17 protein-coding genes are annotated in these 17936 nt (G+C 34.0%); 10 read left to right on the forward strand and 7 right to left on the reverse strand.

Annotated elements, in window-relative coordinates:
• Nucleotides 1–22 precede the first annotated feature (22 nt).
• Nucleotides 23–574: a CopD family protein gene (locus DFQ03_RS02365; protein ID WP_133671425.1), complete on the forward strand. Its 552-nt coding sequence runs from the start codon at nt 23–25 to the stop codon at nt 572–574.
• A 39-nt stretch (nt 575–613) separates the two neighbouring features.
• Here DFQ03_RS02365 and DFQ03_RS02370 read toward each other — a convergent pair whose 3' ends face one another.
• Nucleotides 614–3865 carry a ligand-binding sensor domain-containing protein gene (locus DFQ03_RS02370; protein WP_133671426.1) on the reverse strand — a complete coding sequence of 1084 codons (3252 nt, stop codon included), beginning with the start codon at nt 3863–3865 and terminating at the stop codon, nt 614–616.
• Nucleotides 3866–4353: 488 nt separating this feature from the next.
• Here DFQ03_RS02370 and DFQ03_RS02375 point away from each other — a divergent pair, with 488 nt between their 5' ends.
• Genes DFQ03_RS02375 through DFQ03_RS02390 form a run of 4 tightly spaced genes read left to right on the forward strand, consistent with a single transcriptional unit; the run spans nt 4354 to nt 9260 of the window.
• Nucleotides 4354–5766 carry an ATP-binding protein gene (locus DFQ03_RS02375; RefSeq protein ID WP_133671427.1) on the forward strand — a complete coding sequence of 471 codons (1413 nt, stop codon included), beginning with the start codon at nt 4354–4356 and terminating at the stop codon, nt 5764–5766.
• Nucleotides 5767–5783: 17 nt separating this feature from the next.
• Complete coding sequence (locus DFQ03_RS02380; protein WP_133671428.1) at nt 5784–6566, forward strand: enoyl-CoA hydratase/isomerase family protein; 783 nt, start codon at nt 5784–5786, stop codon at nt 6564–6566.
• A gap of 17 nt (nt 6567–6583) precedes the next feature.
• Nucleotides 6584–8137 carry a hypothetical protein gene (locus DFQ03_RS02385; protein WP_133671429.1) on the forward strand — a complete coding sequence of 518 codons (1554 nt, stop codon included), beginning with the start codon at nt 6584–6586 and terminating at the stop codon, nt 8135–8137.
• A gap of 49 nt (nt 8138–8186) precedes the next feature.
• Nucleotides 8187–9260: a PA0069 family radical SAM protein gene (locus tag DFQ03_RS02390; protein WP_133671430.1), complete on the forward strand. Its 1074-nt coding sequence runs from the start codon at nt 8187–8189 to the stop codon at nt 9258–9260.
• 96 nt (nt 9261–9356) lie between these two features.
• Here DFQ03_RS02390 and DFQ03_RS02395 read toward each other — a convergent pair whose 3' ends face one another.
• Nucleotides 9357–9791, reverse strand: a complete 435-nt coding sequence (locus tag DFQ03_RS02395) for an endo-arabinase (protein ID WP_133671431.1) — start codon at nt 9789–9791, stop codon at nt 9357–9359.
• Between the two features lie 280 nt (nt 9792–10071).
• On the opposite strand from DFQ03_RS02395, the gene DFQ03_RS02400 reads away from it, so the two are divergent.
• Nucleotides 10072–11472, forward strand: coding sequence for a glycosyltransferase (locus DFQ03_RS02400; RefSeq protein WP_133671432.1), 1401 nt, complete (start codon nt 10072–10074; stop codon nt 11470–11472).
• Nucleotides 11473–11558: 86 nt separating this feature from the next.
• On the opposite strand, the gene DFQ03_RS02405 is transcribed toward DFQ03_RS02400, so the two are convergent.
• The 3 genes from DFQ03_RS02405 to DFQ03_RS02415 form a co-directional block, all read right to left on the reverse strand.
• Nucleotides 11559–12239: an HD domain-containing protein gene (locus DFQ03_RS02405; protein WP_133671433.1), complete on the reverse strand. Its 681-nt coding sequence runs from the start codon at nt 12237–12239 to the stop codon at nt 11559–11561.
• Complete coding sequence (locus tag DFQ03_RS02410) at nt 12236–12820, reverse strand: lysophospholipid acyltransferase family protein (protein ID WP_317128152.1); 585 nt, start codon at nt 12818–12820, stop codon at nt 12236–12238. Before DFQ03_RS02410 ends, DFQ03_RS02405 begins: the two co-directional genes overlap by 4 nt.
• Nucleotides 12821–13054: 234 nt before the next feature.
• On the reverse strand, nt 13055–13465 hold the full coding sequence (locus DFQ03_RS02415; RefSeq protein ID WP_027065332.1) for a BrxA/BrxB family bacilliredoxin: 411 nt from the start codon (nt 13463–13465) through the stop codon (nt 13055–13057).
• A 130-nt stretch (nt 13466–13595) separates the two neighbouring features.
• Here DFQ03_RS02415 and DFQ03_RS02420 point away from each other — a divergent pair, with 130 nt between their 5' ends.
• The 4 genes from DFQ03_RS02420 to DFQ03_RS02435 all read left to right on the forward strand — a co-directional run bounded on the left by DFQ03_RS02420 (nt 13596) and on the right by DFQ03_RS02435 (nt 17078).
• Nucleotides 13596–14336, forward strand: coding sequence for a TerB family tellurite resistance protein (locus tag DFQ03_RS02420; RefSeq protein ID WP_133671435.1), 741 nt, complete (start codon nt 13596–13598; stop codon nt 14334–14336).
• A 25-nt stretch (nt 14337–14361) separates the two neighbouring features.
• The gene (locus DFQ03_RS02425) at nt 14362–14946 is read left to right on the forward strand and encodes a HupE/UreJ family protein (protein ID WP_133671436.1); all 585 of its coding nucleotides are present in this window, start codon (nt 14362–14364) and stop codon (nt 14944–14946) included.
• 84 nt (nt 14947–15030) lie between these two features.
• Nucleotides 15031–15468, forward strand: a complete 438-nt coding sequence (locus DFQ03_RS02430; protein ID WP_133671437.1) for a deoxycytidylate deaminase — start codon at nt 15031–15033, stop codon at nt 15466–15468.
• A gap of 14 nt (nt 15469–15482) precedes the next feature.
• Entirely contained in the window at nt 15483–17078 is a 1596-nt protein-coding gene (locus DFQ03_RS02435; protein ID WP_133671939.1) for a S41 family peptidase, read from the forward strand.
• A gap of 26 nt (nt 17079–17104) precedes the next feature.
• On the opposite strand, the gene DFQ03_RS02440 is transcribed toward DFQ03_RS02435, so the two are convergent.
• Nucleotides 17105–17308, reverse strand: a complete 204-nt coding sequence (locus DFQ03_RS02440; RefSeq protein ID WP_133671438.1) for a hypothetical protein — start codon at nt 17306–17308, stop codon at nt 17105–17107.
• 36 nt (nt 17309–17344) lie between these two features.
• Entirely contained in the window at nt 17345–17923 is a 579-nt protein-coding gene (locus DFQ03_RS02445; RefSeq protein WP_133671439.1) for a MarC family protein, read from the reverse strand.
• Nucleotides 17924–17936 lie beyond the last annotated feature (13 nt).

Consider the following 17936-nt stretch of genomic DNA (forward strand, 5'->3'; position numbering starts at 1 on the left):
TAATTGAAGAACAAAGCGAATTATGACAGAATATTACAACTATATAAAATCTCTGCATCTCATCTTCGTAATAACATGGTTTGCAGGGCTTTTTTATATTCCCAGATTGTTCATTTATCATATAGAAGCGAACCAAAAATCATCACCTGAAAAAGAAATTCTTTCTAAACAATTGAAGTTGATGACCAAACGGTTATGGTATATCATCACTTGGCCTTCATCTATACTGGCAACATTATTTGCAATTTGGTTACTGATAATTTACCCGGGTTGGTTATCGCAGCCTTGGATGCATGTAAAACTAGGTTTCGTTTTGCTGTTGATTCTTTATCATTTAAAGAACCATCAAATTTTCAAAAAGTTTCAACGTGATGATATTCAATATACATCGAACTATATGCGTATATGGAACGAAGGCGCTACCCTTATTCTATTTGCTATAGTTTTCTTGGTGATATTAAAACATACCTTCAACTGGATTTTTGGAGTTATAGGTATTGTGGTTTTAGGGATACTTTTAATGCTGGGGATAAAGCTTTATAAGAGAATTCGGAATAAAAATCCGGAGGCATAATTGCTTATATATTATGGTTTTTTTCTAATTTTTCAGAATTTAAGACATTAATGATTTTCTTGCATTTTGTGCAGCTATTTTAGCCTTCGGTAGTACAAGTTTAAATGTAGCACCTTTTCCTTTACCCTCTGATTCTGCGAGAATGGTACCGCCATGAGATGTGGCAATTTGTTTTACCATATATAGACCTAAACCGGTTCCTTTTACATTATCATGAAAACGTTCAAAGGGGGTGAATAATTTTTTCATTGCTCGCTCGTCCATACCTGATCCATTATCAATGAACATAAAGCTGTTGGTGTGACCATTATCTTCGTACGATACGATTATTTTAGGGTTTTCTTGGTCTCCCATATACTTAATGGCGTTATCTAAGAAATTACTGAAAACTTGAATTATTCTATTACGATCACCAAAAATATCGGGCATATTTTCAGCTATTGTAAGTTCTATATTTAGTTGTTTGATTTTGCTTTTAATTAGATTTCTTGATAAGTCTAATAGCTCGTTGGTTTTCAGTAACTCATTTTTATTATCTATTTTACCTAACCTTGCGATTTCAGTAATATCAGAGATTAATTCGTTCATATTATTACACGAAACATCGATAAGGCCCAAATATTCTGCAACACCAGGATGATCTTCTAATGATACTTCTAAAGGTATAAGACTTGCTAGTCCTTTTATATTTCCTAATGGACTTTTCAAATCATGCGAAACAGCAAACGTAAAACGTTGAATTTCCTCGTTTTTTGATGCTAAGTTGTCTGCAGCTTCTACAAGTTTATTTTTTTGATATTGTAATTCTTTGGTACGTTCGTCAACTTTCAACTCAAGTCTTCGTTGATTTTTTCTAATATTTTGTAGTTTAATATGTTGCGCTATATAGAATAACAATAATACTAGAGCAATAATTAATGTTTTAAACCACCAAGTTTGCCAATAAGGTGGTGTCACGATAATATAAAGATCTATTTCGTTATCGACCCAAACTCCGTCTGAATTGGTAGATTTAATTCTTAATGTATATTCTCCAGGATTTAAGTTTGTGTATGTTGCTGTAGGATTGTTACCGACATAATTCCAGTCTTTTTCAAAACCTTCAAGGTAAAATGCATAATTAACACTTTCTGGATGTCTAAAAGTAAGGGCTTTAAAATCTATATTAATTACAGATTGGTTGTAGTTAAAGGTTAACGAGTCTACTTGACTAATATCTTTATCTAATACTCCAAAATCATCATTAGGTAGTACGGGTTTATTGAAAATTTTTAATCCAGAAACAAAGAGGGTAAGGGTATCTTTTCGTTTTTCAACATCACTTGCAGTAAATATATTAAAGCCGTTAATACCACCAAATATATATTCGCCTTTTTTTGTAGTTATGGATGAACTTGCAATAAATTCTTTAGACTGAAGACCGTCACCTACATCGTAATTAATTGTTTTTCCGGTATTCGTATCATATCTAATGATACCTTCTTCAGTGCTTAACCACAAATGTTTTTTCTGGTCATCTATGATACTTTTTATAGCATCGTTTTTTAAACCATCATTTTTGGAGATCACTGAAAACGAATCAGTTTGTGGATTATACTTGTGAAGTCCGCCTTGAGTGCCAACCCAAATAGTTTCTTCTTTATCTTGAATTATGGCATTAATAAGACTATTATTTAAAGAATTTTTGGTATGATAATGAACAGCTGAATATTCGTCACCATTTTCTATCAATTTAAATAAACCGGTGTTCAAGGTCCCAACCCAAATATTACCTTGGTTGTCTTCAAATATTTGATATATGGAGTTAATTATACTGCCATCAATTTCTGATTTAAGCGTTATATCTCGGTGAGTTTTTGTTTTGGGATCATACACTTGCACTCCTGCAAAGTAGTTTACAATCCAAATTTTTTCGTTTTTATCCTTTAGGAGATCAGTTATTATGTTTGATTTTAAAAATGAATTCTCTGAAGTAAGTACACTGTTTGTTTTTGTTTTTGTATTTAGAACGGCTATACCATTTGTCCATGTTCCCGCCCATAACTCGTCATCTTTAATCTGTAGTATTGAAAGAACTACATCACTGGCAAATGTTTTATTAGTTAGTGAATAGTTGTCAAATGTATTTGAAGATCGGTCCCAGAAATCTATTCCTCCGCCATCTGTACCGATCCAAATATTTCCTTTATCATCTTCGATAAAGCAATTCACTAACTTATTACTAAGCGATTTAGGGTTGAATGGGTCAGAATTTATATGTTTAAATTTATAATATTCTTTATCATAAAAATTTAGTCCGCTTTTGTAAGGGGCTATCCACATTGTGCCATTTCGAGCACATAATAAAGCCCATATAGAATTACCAGAAATGGAATTGGGTCTAGTAACACTGTACTCTATATGTCTTATGAAATCTAGATTTTCATTGTAAATATATAAACCTTTATTTTCGGTGCCTATCCATAATTCATTTTCTAAGTTTCTTTCTAAAGAGCGTATGCCAAAACCGGGGCTAACATCTTTTTCTTTGGTGATGTTGATTGAAGTTTCAGCTATGGCTAGCTTATATAATGAGCCCATGCCCGACCCAAGTAAAAATGTATTTTCTGATGATTTTATGCTGGTAATAATCTCTTCTGTTTCTAATATTTCACTAATTATCTCCATCTCATAATTTAATATAAGTGCGTTATAAGTGAAAACAGCTAGAATACGGCGAGCATCTAAAATCTCAACTTTAACAACTTTATTAAATCTAGGGTTTTCAATTTTTACGTGTTCATTAGGTGGTGAAAGATGTTTTACTTTTCCAGTTTCTAGCTCGTATGTATAGAGACCACTTGATTCTGATCCTAACCAGAGTATGCCGTCTTTTTTAACTATAATCTCAAACACTTCGTCTTTGATGGTTTCACCTTCATTGATAAACGGGTAAGGCGTTATAATATTTAAATTACGAGTATAAAGACTTAACCCTTCATTTGTGCCGATGATAATATTTTGACCATCTTCATGTAAGGCTACAATATATTCGTGTTTTAGACCAGTTATTCCATCTAAACTTTTGGTGTAGATTTCAAAATCTTTTCCATCATATCTGTTCAGCCCATTTCTGGTTCCTATCCAAATAAAACCAAAATTATCTTCTAAAAGTACCGTTGCTGTACTTTGAGACATGCCTTCTTGAATATGTTGAAAGGTAAGCGGCTCAGAATATTGAGAATTTAGTGCTATAGGGGTGCCAAAGGCAATGAATATAGTAATTAAACTTAATAGTGACTTATATAACATCCCAGAATTTTATAGAAAAGATAAATTAGAACATAGTATTAACGTAAAAAAAAGTAAGAAATTACTTTCACGCTATGATTTTATAACAAAAATCATTGTGTTAAGTATAAAAGATAAATATCCTAATATGAACATCCTTTTTAGTTTAAATAAAACATTGATCTAAAGCCTCAAGAATTAGCTAGAAGTTTTAAGAAAATTATTGAAATGTAGACAATGGTAAACTAAGTCTGTTTATCACCTCGTATTAGTAAAAAGTTTAAAAGTTAGAATAATTTTTCTTTCTATCCTTTACAAAAATAGCATGGTTTTTATGCTGAAATATATAATCTGCTTGAAGTGTACTTATACAATAAAACGGTGCTTGAATGTTAATAAAGTTATCAAACTAATATTTCATATTTTTTGGTTCGATATTTGCTAACTTTAGACGAAATAGTAGAATCTTGTTAACGAGAGTATCTTTACGGTCACGCATTTTCTTATCCATGATATTTTTGGTGCTTATCGCATCGGTTTTGATTGCTGGTGTTACAGTCTATCAATACCGTGAGCAATCTAAAGATTACCATGAGAATAGAATGGAACGTAAAGAGGAGCAAATACGGCAAAGTATTGACCTTGCGATTCAGAAAACGACGTATCCGGTTACTACAGAAAACCTAGACCTTATTTTTAAAAATGAGATTTATGAGATTGCAGTGGTGCAAAACATGAATTTCAATATCTACAGCTTAGACGGGGAACTTATAAAAAGTTCACGCCCGAAATTTGCCAATGACTCTATTTCAATGTGTTTAGATGCTGAGGTCTTGAATAAATTGGAAATTAGTCCTAATAAGCATTATGTACGCGAAAACGCTTTGGCAGGAGATAAATACAAGGCATCTTTCTCTTATATCGCAGACCAAAAATTTAAACCTATTGGTATTCTTAATCTACCTTATTTCGAAGATAATTCATTCAATGATTATGAATTAAAAGAGTTTTTATTTCGGTTATCTGGAGTGTATTTATTGATGTTGCTCATGGCGATTGCTTTTGCATTTTTTATATCGAAATATATTACCCGATCTTTAGAAACGATTTCTACCATGATGGGGAAAACAAACTTGAGCAAACAGAATAAAAAGATTTATATAGACAACCCTGGCGAAGAGATAGAAAAGCTAATTGCGGCGTATAATGGTATGATAGATGAGCTTGGTCAAAGTGCTGTAAAATTAGCGCGTAGCGAGCGTGAACAGGCATGGCGTGAAATGGCAAAACAAGTGGCACATGAAATCAAAAATCCGCTAACGCCTATGCGATTGACAGTACAGAGTTTTGAGCGTAAATTTGATCCTAGCGACCCTCAGATTCATGAAAAATTAAAGGAATATTCTAATACCTTAATTCAGCAAATAGATACCATGAGTAGCATAGCCTCTGCCTTCTCAAATTTTGCTGAAATGCCCGCGCAGCAGAACGAAACCTTAAATGTGGTCAAAATTGTAAAATTGGCAATAGATATCTTCAATGAAGATTATATACATTTCATAGCCGATGAAGAGGAGATTATTGCGAAATTAGACCGGACGCAGTTAATACGTGTAGTTACTAATTTGGTTAAAAATGCTATACAAGCAGTACCAGATGTTGCATCGCCTAGAGTTTTGGTCAGTGTAGCATCAGAAGGTGATATGGTTAAAATATCAGTGGCAGATAATGGTCATGGTATTGAAAAGGATAATGAAGAAAAAATTTTTGAACCGAAATTTACTACAAAAACTAGCGGTATGGGATTAGGTTTAGGAATGGTAAAAAATATTGTGGAAACTTATAAAGGAACTATCAACTTTACATCTCATTTAGGTAAGGGTACGGTCTTCTGTGTTAAGTTTCCGAAAGAGAATACATAATCAACAAATCAACAACTATGTCATACAATACAATTCTTATAGATAGAGAAGCAACAACGGCAATTGTAACGATTAATCGTCCGAATAAATTAAATGCTTTAAACAAAGAAACCATAGGTGAATTACATGAAGCTTTTAAAGATTTACAAAAAGATAAAAATGTAAAAGCTATCATTTTAACCGGTAGTGGAGAAAAGGCATTCGTAGCGGGTGCAGATATTTCAGAGTTTTCTGATTTCAGCGAAAAGGAAGGAAAGAAATTAGCTGCGAAAGGTCAAAAACAGTTATTCGATTTTGTAGAGAAATTAGATACGCCCGTTATTGCCGCTGTAAATGGTTTTGCGCTGGGTGGCGGATTAGAATTAGCAATGGCCTGTCATTTTAGAGTAGCAAGTGATAATGCTAAAATGGGACTTCCAGAAGTTTCTTTAGGTGTTATACCCGGTTATGGAGGTACACAACGTTTACCGCAGTTGGTTGGTAAAGGCAGAGCTATGGAAATGATTATGACTGCAGGTATGATTACTGCAGAACAAGCACATGCTTATGGTTTGGTAAACCACGTTACTACTCAAGAAGAATTATTGTCGTTATGCCATAAAATTATATCTAAAATAACCAATAATTCATCTGTAGCCATTGCTTATGCAATAAAAGCAGTAAATGCTGGTTTTAAGAATACTGTAAATGGTTATGAGCAGGAAATTGAGGCTTTCGGTGCCTGTTTTGGAACAGATGATTTTGCCGAAGGTACCAGCGCATTTTTAGAAAAAAGAAAGGCAAATTTTCCGGGTTCATGACATAAACCAAACTGGTTATGTTTAAACGTAGCGCATTCTTATTCTTGTTCATTATTAATGTAGTTAGTTCTTTCGCTCAAGAAGAACTTGTATCATACACCATTGGTGAAAAATTCCATGATAAATATAGGTACTCTAACATGCTTGCCATCGCAGATGATGGTAACGAGGGTACTGTTGTAGTTCGTGCCTATTATACAGGTGTTATATTAAGACCTAAAGGCTATTTTATTGAACATTACAACAAAGATTTAGAGCTCGTTTCTGAATACAATTATAAGTTGAAAGATGCCAACTTTATAGACGCTTACGTGCGTAATGGTCAAGTATATTTGTTGTTTTTAGAATATAGTTACAAAAACAAGAGTTACCAGTATGAGGTGCATAGAAGTCCATTTTCACAATTTCAGTTTACCAAAGAGACTATTTTATCTATAGCATCTGACCCTGTAGAGCAGCCTTTAGACAGAAATTTTTATAACCGCAATTTCACGTCTGGGTTTACTACATCTATTTTATTTAACGATGATAAATCGGCTTTTGCCATAACTACGCATTATAAGAAAAGAAAGGTCGATCAACATTTAATTCATGTGTTCAATACAAATTTGAATAAGTTAGTGGAGCATGATTTTTCTGATGAGGTTGAGGAAAAGAACTATGCATTTGAAAATATAGCCTTTTCTAAAGATTTACAAAATGTGTATTTGGTAGGTAAGGCATATTTTAAAAAGAAACGTTTTAATGCTACAGAGCGTAAGTTTCAATATGAAATGGTTCGAATTTCGAACAATAGCAGAAGTGTACAGTCTTTTTATACTCCGGGTAAATTTCCTGAAGCTTTGAAACCTATTTTTAGAGAAGACGAATTGCTTTGTATCGGATTTTATGCGGATAGAAAAGATAATCGATATAACGGAATTTCTTATTTCAACTTAGACCCGAAATCTTTAGAAATGAAGACTGAAAAATTTAACCAGTTTTCAGATCAATTTATGATGGATAAGTTTGGTAGAGAGGAGGATAAGGCAATAAAAGATTTAGTGTTCAAAGGAATGGATTTTACCGAAGAGGGCAACATTCTATTTAATGCCGAAGAATATTTTACAAGTAACAGTGTACAATCTAATTCAAGCGGCGGGCGTGTTATGGTTACTAGATATCACCATAATGATATTATTAGTGCGAAATTAAGCCCAACAGGAGATTTGCTTTGGGCTCGAAATATCAATAAAACGGAAGTTACACAAGGCGATGGTGCTTATGCATCTTATAGCTCGTATACCAAAAACAATACTACATACTTTTTTATAAGTACGTCTGCAGAGAATCCTCAACAACTGAGCGATGATCGTATTATGTTCAAGCAAGGATTAAGTAGAAATAGAAATGTGTTCTTAATTCGATTGGATGAAAACGGACATATGAAATACGACAAAGTTATTGATGATACCGAAGCTCGTTTACCGCTAATGGTATCTGTACCCTACATTGATCGCCAGAACCATGAATTAGTGTTTTACGCTAAAAGAGGAACCAAAAAACAATTGGTTCAAGTGGGTGTTAAATAAATTTATGTTTAGGATTATTTCCATAAATTTGGAATAAATCCTATTTTTAATGAATTCTAATTCTTCGGTAAAAGGAAGAGGTGCCCAAAAAAATACCGGTAATAAATTTTCTACATATAGTTATGAAACAAGAGATGATTTTCTCGAGTTTTGCCGTGTAGAAGGGGAAGTTGCCGATAGAAATAAGACCCAATACCTTCCTGTTTTTTCTAAAACAATAGTGAACAAAGTCACTAGTCCAGATGTGGGTATGAGTTATTCAATGAACATGTATCAAGGTTGTGAGCATGGTTGTATTTATTGTTATGCTAGAAATGCACATGAATTTTGGGGCTATAGTGCAGGGCTGGATTTTGAGCGTAAAATACTGGTAAAACACAATGCGCCTAAACTGTTAGAAGCTAAATTGAGAAGTAAAAGCTGGAAGCCCACTACTATTGTGCTTTCTGGGAATACTGATTGCTATCAACCTGCCGAACAAGAATTTCAGTTGACAAGAAAATGTTTAGAGATTTTTTTGAAATACCGACATCCAGTAGGTATCATAACCAAAAATGCCTTGATTTTACGTGATTTGGATATCCTTAAGAAATTGAATGAACATGGGTTAATTGGCGTTAATATTTCGGTTACATCGCTATCGGAAGAAACTAGAAGAATTCTCGAGCCTAGAACCACCACTATAAAGAAGAGGTTAGAAGCTATTCGGGTATTATCTAAAAATGGAATTCCGGTAAATGCAATGCTAGCACCAATTATACCAGGTATTAATAGTCACGAGATTTTGAATTTGGCAAAGGCGGTATCAGAGAATGGTGCGCTATCTATGGCATTTACCGTAGTAAGATTAAATGGGGCAATAGGTGAGATTTTTACAGACTGGATCCGTAAAACGTTACCCGACAAAGCAGAGAAGGTATTGCATCAAATACAAGAATGCCATGGTGGTAGATTAAACGATAGTAGGTTTGGTTTAAGAAGCAGAGGTGAAGGTATAATAGCCACGCAAATACATGATATGGTATGTTTGGCAAAGCGTAAATATTTTAAAGGCAAAACATTTCCAAAACTAAATACTACTTTGCACGAAGCTTATAAAGATGGACAATTGAAATTATTTTAATTTCTCATAAGGATTTAGTTCACCTTCGCTTAAATCGAAAAATAAAATAATTGTTCAGAAGAATACCCCGTATGCTTGGTTCGAGGCCGTGGATTTTTATTCTGTTTTTCTCGGGTGTATCGATTGTCCTACGAGTTTCCAGCTACCATCAATTTTTTCTAGAATCCGCATTTCATAAGTATAATTGGTTATTCCTTCAGTATTGGTAGATTCTTCATCATGAGTAACCCAAGCGTGATTGCCACTTATATTCATCTTATAATTAGAATTTTTAGATGTCCCCCCTTTACCAACCAAGTGTTCTGGAGGATTGATCATCATTGCCGGTGGTACATCCATACTATTTCCATCTGCCATAGAAACAAAGATTCTACTATAGGGTTGAATTGACCAGCATGAAGCATGTGTTTCTAAATCACCTGAACGCCATGCAGAAGATTCTTTCTCTAAAAGTAAAATAATAGCCTCTTCATCTGTTTGTGCGAAGCCAGAAGTAATGGTGAACAATAACAATAGAAAAGCGTATTTCATGAGAAATTTATTTTAGATGTTTAAATATAGGTTAAAAATGATTGGCTGTTAAATGATCGGACTAACTGTATGAAAACGAGGTAAATATTGTAAATAAGTCAAAAATTTAGGGTTTTAAATTAGCAGATGAATTTTAAAAAGAGTGCAATAGTTATAGGTGAAATTATTCTTTAGAAAGTTTTGTTAAAATAAAGTCCAAAAGATACTTCTAAGCGTAGATAGGGAGAAGAAATAAATACGAGAACTATTTCTGAAAACCAAGAATACTACCAAAAACGAAATGAAAACATTAAAGAACAATACAGAAAAAACGGAAAAGAAGTCTTTCTTTTCAAGACTTAAACATCTAATTGAAAATGCCAATGCATGGGGTATTTTTGTAATGGGTAGCACATTCGTGCTAATGTTTGGTTCAGCTTATTTAGCTTACATATTACAAAACGACTTTACTGAACTACATTTGGAGAGAAGAAGCACGATGATCGGTTTAATTTTTATGATCGTAGCCGCTGCTTTTTTTGTGTTTAAATTGAGTTTCTTTATTTACACCTTTTTAAGATTTTTAAAATACAAGGCAATACCTTCTGTTTCTGACAAAGAATTACCAACGGTTACAGTTATTGTACCTGCATATAATGAAGGTAAACAAGTATGGGCAACGTTAAAGAGTTTAGCTGAAAGCGATTACCCAGAAGAAAAAATTCAATTGTTGGCTATTGATGATGGTAGTAAAGATGATACTTGGAACTGGATGCTTGAAGCCAAAAAAGAATTAGGCGATAGAGTTTCTATTTGTCAGCAGCCAAAGAACATGGGTAAACGTCACGCATTGTACAGAGGTTTTAATGAAGGTACAGGTGAGATATTCGTAACCGTTGATAGCGATTCAATAGTAGATAAAGACACCTTAAGAAATTTAGTTAGTCCGTTTATCATTGATGAAAACTGTGGTGCTGTTGCGGGTAACATTCGTGTATTAAATAATGACAAGATTCTACCTAAAATGCTAGACGTAAGTTTTGCACTTAGTTTTGAGTTTGTACGTTCTTCTGAAAGTACATTAAATTCTGTCTTATGTACTCCTGGTGCTTTAGCAGCTTATAGAGCCACTGCGGTTTTTGGCTGTTTAGATGCGTGGATCAATCAAACATTTATGGGTCAAGCATCAGATATAGGTGAAGATAGAGCTATGACGAATATGATCTTAAAGCAAGGTTTTCACGTTTTATTCCAAAGAAATGCTTTTGCATATACTAATGTTCCTGAAAAATATAAGGGACTTTACAAAATGTTCATTAGATGGGGTAGAAGTAATGTACGTGAGAATATTCAAATGTCTAAATACGTATTTAAAAACTTTAGAAAGGGTCCAAAAACAGGTACAAGATTATTGTTCTTTAGCCAATTCTCAAGAATCGTATTATGTTACCCATTTGTATTATTTATGTTGGTATTCGTAGTTACACATCCATTATTATTCTTAAGTTCTACTTTCGTAAGTATATTGGTTTTATCAACTTTTCCAGTACTATTTTATGCAAAAAGATATTCTTTTTCAGAGTCTATATGGGCGTATTCTTACAGTGTGCTTTTCACTTTTGGTCTTTTCTGGATCACACCTTATGCCATTGTAACAGCAAGCAGAAGTGGTTGGTTAACTAGAGAGTTGCCACAGAAATAGTAGAAAATATATAAAATGTAAAAAGGGTCTTAACGTAAGTTAAGACCCTTTTTTAATGGTTCTATGTTGTTGAATGTTCTATAAACTCAACTCAATTTTTTTAAAGGATTCCATTCTTGATAAAATTGCTCTAAAAAATCAATCATGTATTGGTGTCTTTCTTCAGCCAATCGCTTTCCTGTTTCTGTGTTCATTTTATCTTTAAGCAATAAGAGCTTTTCATAGAAATGATTTAATGTAGGTGCTTCAGATTTTTTATACTCTTCTTTTGTCATTTCTAGATTTGGAGCTATACTTGGGTCGTAGAGGGCTCTATTTTTAAATCCGCCATAGTTAAATGCACGGGCTATGCCAATGGCACCTATGGCATCTAAGCGGTCGGCATCTTGTACTACTTTAAGCTCTTTAGATGAGAATAACTTCTTCTTCATCTTGTCATCGGTTAAACCGGCTTTAAACGAACTGTATTTGATAATATTGGTTACGTGGTTTATGGTACTTTTAGGTACACCCAGACTTAACAAAAAGTTCTCTGCCATTTTTGGGCCTAAAGATTCATCGCCATCATTAAATTTAGCATCTGCAATATCATGTAAAAGTGCACCTAGACTAACGACCAATAAGTTTAGGCCATCTTCATCTTTTGCAATTAACATACTGTTATTAAATACCCGCTGTATATGAAACCAATCGTGCCCGCCTTCTGCATTTTGTAACGTTTCTTTGACGAAAATGATGGTTTCTTCTACTATTTCTGAGTCGGTCATTTAAAGGAGTTTACGCCGCTAACTACGGATGCTTCAATTTGTTTTACTAGTTCATCAAGATTGCCCTTGTTCTCAATAGGCTGTTGTACCTCTAATCGAACCTTGGCACCTAATCCCATAGGAAATTGCCCGAAGCGAACCAATTTCCATGAATTATTGATACTAATAGGAACAATCAATGCAGAAGGAGCCTTTTTAAGAAGCATTTTAAGTCCCATCGGTTTAAATGGCTTTGGGTGACCATCTCTACTTCTTGTTCCTTCCGGAAAAATTACGGCACTTCTTTTATGTTCTTCAATATAGGTGCCTAATTTTCCTATTTCCATTATTGCCGATTTGCCATCGTTTCTATCAATAAGTACAGAACCCCCATGAACAAGGTTAAAAGATACACTCGGTATGCCCTTTCCTAATTCTTTCTTACTTACAAATTTTGGGTGGTGTTTACGCATATACCAAATAAGCGGTGGTATATCGTACATACTTTGATGATTGGTAACAATGATCAAAGGCCTATCTGTGGGTAAATCATAATTATTTGTAAAGCGATAGGTCGTACCTAAAATGTTCGTACTACGCATTAAGCAAAAGTTCAGTTTGCTAACAGATGGTTTGAGTCCGCTGTAACCAAATATCTTAAACCCGATCCATTGAATAGGATGAAAAATAAGGAGGCACAGCCCAAATGCCACGAAAAAAAAGGGGGTAATAATGTAAGAAAGCAATTTCTGCATTCTACAAAAATAAAAAACCGCTCAATTAGAGCGGTTTTTTAATCCTATTATTTTATTAGAATATAGCTTAAGCTATAAAATCTAGCAAAACTCGTCGTAAGCCTGTGCTAAATTCTGAGCAATCATTTCAGCTGGTCTACCTTCAATATGGTGACGTTCTATCATATGAACTAATTCGCCATTTTTGAATAAAGCCATAGAAGGAGAAGAAGGAGGGAAAGGAACCATAAGGTTTCTAGCCGCATCAACAGCTTCTTTGTCTACACCAGCGAATACAGTTACTGCAAAATCTGGTTTTTTATCGTTCTGCAAGCTCATTTTAGCCGCAGGTCTTGCGTTTGCCGCTGCACAACCACAAACAGAGTTAACAACTACTAAAGTTGTTCCTTCTTTATTGATGGCATTTGCTACTGCATCTGCTGTATATAATTCTTCAAATCCGGCAGAGGCCAGATCATCTCTCATTGGTTTTACTAATTCCGCAGGGTACATATTGTTATTGTTTTAATTAAACTATTACAAAGATAATCAATTAGTCGCAGCAGTGCTTCAGACCTTAACTTTTCATTGGCCTAACTTTCTGATGGTAATATTTTATCTTTGGCAAAATTGAGAATACGACATGATTAAATGGTTAGGGGCTGTAGTCGGCTTTTTTTTAAGAGGTTTATCTGGAGCGGTTTTGGGGTTCTTTGCCGGTAGTATTATAGATAATTTTTTTGGACCTAGTAAAGGTAGCGCGCGTAGTGTGTTTGAAGATTATACACGACCAAATGTAACCGCAGCAGATTTTGAGCTGAACTTACTATCGTTATGTTCTCTTGTTATTAAGGCAGACGGACAAGTGAGTCAGTCCGAAATGGATTATGTGCGTCAGTATTTTGTAAGTACCTATGGTAAAGACAAGGCGAATGCTATTTTTAGAAGTTTTAATGAAATAAATAAAAAAGGAAAAATATCTGCTCAAAACGTTTGTACGTTTTTGGCACAACGCACCCGTTATGAGGTTCGTTTACAGTTATTGCACTTTTTATTCGGTATCGCTCAGGCAGATGGTAGTATTAGTAATCTCGAAATTCAAAAAATTCGAGAAATAGCTGGTTACCTTAGAGTTTCGCTCAATGAATTTGAAAGTATAAAAGCCATGTTCGTGAAATCAGCGAACAACTCGTATAAAATTTTAGATGTTGAAAAATCTGCAACAGATGCAGAAGTTAAAAAGGCCTACCGAGAGATGGCTAAAAAATATCATCCAGACAGGGTGAATACCAAAGATGAAGCCATTAAGAAAGGTGCAGAAGAAAAGTTTAAGCAAGTACAAGCAGCTTATGAGACTATTCAAAAAGAACGCGGATTAAATTAGAATAAAATTATTTTAAAATAGAAGCATGCAAGAATTTTGGTTTTATATAGAATTAGGTCTGCATCATGTTTTAGACATAAATGCATATGATCACATATTGTTTTTAACGGCACTTGCACTTCCATTCACGTTTAAAAGTTGGAAGAATGTTTTGCTTTTAGCTACCGTTTTCACCTTTACACATTGTTTGGCCTTGGTTTTTTCTGTATACGAGATTATTGTCATAGAAGTAAGCTGGATAGAATTTTTGATACCTGTGACTATTGTAAGTACTGCACTATTCAATATAGTCGACAGTAATGACCAAAAAGAAAATAGAAACATCTGGTTTCACGTATTGGCGACCGGTATTTTTGGACTAGTACATGGCTTCGGATTCTCAAATTATTTTAAAATGATGATTATGGGAGAAGAAGATAAGCTGGCGCCATTATTAGGTTTTGCCGGTGGTATTGAAATATCTCAAGTAGTTATTGTTTTGCTGGTATTGATGTTGGCATATGTGGTTCAAACCATATTTAAGGTAAAACAAAGTTTATTTGTTATGGTAGGCAGTATATTAATCATATTAATAACACTACCACTACTTTATGAAACATTTCCTTTTTAGATTGTTAAAGTTTACCCTAAGATATTGTCGGTACTGATCAAAGCAGCTACCTTAGGGTTAGGTGCTTAATAAAGCGTATTGTAAATGAAGAAAGAGAAACAATTAAAATATGATAGGGCCTATTTAAGAATGGCTAAAGAATGGGGAAAATTGTCTTCATGTAAAAGAAAACAGGTAGGTGCAATTATTGTTAAAGATAGAATGATTATCTCTGATGGATATAATGGTACACCAACCGGATTCGAAAATTATTGCGAAGATGAGGACGGGTACACGAAATGGTATGTTTTGCATGCCGAGGCCAATGCTATTTTAAAAGTAGCAAGTTCTACACAATCTTGCCAAGGAGCTACTTTATACATTACGTTATCGCCTTGCAGAGAATGTAGTAAGTTAATTCATCAGTCTGGCATTAAACGTGTAGTGTATCAAGTAGGATATAAAGATGATTCAGGATTACAATTTTTAGCAAAAGCAGGGGTTGAATTACAACATATGCCAGAAATAAATGTTACTATCTAACGTTTACATTAATGATGAATAAAAAATACAGTGCTCTATTTCCTTTAATTATCGCTATTGCGCTTGCATTAGGGTTTTTTATAGGCGGAAAACTGAATTTTAACGACTCTCCAGAACGTCTTTTTTCTACAAATTCTAAAAAAGACAAACTCAACAGACTTATAGATTACATTGACTATGAATATGTAGATGATGTAAATACCGATAGTATCGTTGATGTTACTGTTAACAGTATTCTTGAAAAACTCGACCCGCATTCTGTATATATTTCTGAAAAAGAAATGTCTGGCGTGACCGAGAATATGAAGGGAGATTTCGTTGGTATCGGTATTAACTTTTACTCTTATCACGATACTATTGCTGTCATAAAAACAGTCAAAGACGGACCAAGTTTCGTGAAAGGAATTTTACCAGGTGATCGAATTCTAATGGCAGATAACGATACGCTGTATGGTAAAGATTTTCCGAGTGAAGTTATTGTAGAGAAATTAAAAGGTCAAGAAGGTACATCTATTGATCTTACCGTATTTAGAAAAGCAGAAAACAGAACATTTAATGTAAAGGTAAAGCGTGGCATTGTTCCTTTGAAAAGTGTCGATGCATTTTATATGCTTAACAGGGATATAGGCTATATTAAAGTTAATCGCTTTGCTGAGTCCACTTATAAAGAGTTTAAAGATGCCTTGGTAAAATTACAAAAACGAGGTGCTAAAAAGTTAGTACTTGACCTGCGAGATAATCCTGGTGGTTATTTAGGTATGGCAGAAGAAATGGCAGATGAGTTTTTAGAAGATGGTAAACTTATTTTGTTTACTAAAAATAAAAAAGGAAAAATCAATAAGAGTTTTGCTACAGATGAAGGTAGTTTTGAAGATAAACCTATTTATGTTTTAATAAACGAAAGATCTGCCTCTGCAAGTGAAATTGTAGCAGGTGCCTTGCAAGACAATGATATTGGTACTATTGTGGGTCGTCGCTCTTTCGGTAAAGGTTTGGTACAGCGAGAAATGGCTTTAGGTGATGGCTCCGCAGTTAGACTTACGGTTTCTAGATATTACACACCTACAGGTAGAAGTATTCAAAAAACTTATGCTAACGGAACCAAAGATTACTACCAGCGTTTTACAGATAGATTCCATAGTGGAGAAATGATTTCTGTAGATAGTATTAAAGTTGCAGATTCACTAAAATTTGTAACTCCGAAAGGAAAAGTTGTTTATGGTGGTGGAGGTATTATTCCTGATGTATTTGTTCCCATAGGAAGCAATGAAGAGGAAGCTGTTGAGAGTATGGATAATCTAGGTTTCTTGTCCTTTTTTGTATTTGAACACTTAGACGAGGATCGAGAAAGGTATGCTCAATATACCCAAGAAGAATTTGTGAACGATTTCAAAGTTGACGATATTCTCTTCGAAAGATTTGTACAGTATTCGGTAGATAGAAATCTAAGAATGAATTTCTATGATTACGAGCAGAGCATTAAACGCTACTTGAAAGCTAATATCGCAGAACAATTATTCAATACCAACATACACGCCAAAATTAAGGCAGATGAAGATCTTATGCTGCAAAAGGTATTAGAATTAGATGGTGGTGGAATTCTGCAATAAGAACTTGGCGAGATTAAAGCCAATAATTAATCCTTATTAATTTTATCTTGAATTTTTCTACTGGTAACGAATACCAAAAGAAGCACAATGGCACATAACGACGCCATTATTCCAATTAATGCTATCGTACTATTCTTCTCAAAAGGGTCGGCAAAATTCACTAGAGTTACATTGTAGGCTATAAGCGCTATTGCAATTACTATGAAAATTATGGATAATGTCTTGCTCATAAACTTATTTTTATAAAAATACAACCTTCTTACGGGCTAGAAAAGCTCATTAATATTAGCTGCGAATAATTTAACAGCAATTGCCATTAGAATTACTCCAAATACCTTTCTAATTACATTTACTCCGTTTTTACCGAGCATTTTTTCGATTTTCACAGATGATTTAAGTACAATGAAAACGAAAACGATATTAACTATAATGGCTACTATAATATTTTCAACAAAGTACTCTGCTCTTAAAGAAAGCAAAGAAGTAAGGGTACCTGCACCCGCAATTAACGGAAAGGCTATAGGTACAATAGAAGCACTTTCGGGTTCGTCATCTTTATATAAAGTGATGCCCAATATCATTTCAATAGCTAAAAAGAAAATAATGAAGGCCCCGGCTACGGCAAATGAATTTACATCAATGCCAATAAGATTTAAAATTTCTTCACCAAGAAATAAAAATGCGACCATTATAACCGCAGCCACAACAGATGCTTTCTCAGACTGAATATGTCCGACCTTTTTTCTCAAGCCAATTATAATGGGAATACTGCCCAAAATATCAATAACGGCAAACAATACCATACTAGCGGTTGCAATCTCCCTTAAATCAAAATGAAACTCCATACTTCAAATTTTT

Source organism: Maribacter caenipelagi (assembly GCF_004364175.1).
Lineage (GTDB): Bacteria > Bacteroidota > Bacteroidia > Flavobacteriales > Flavobacteriaceae > Maribacter > Maribacter caenipelagi.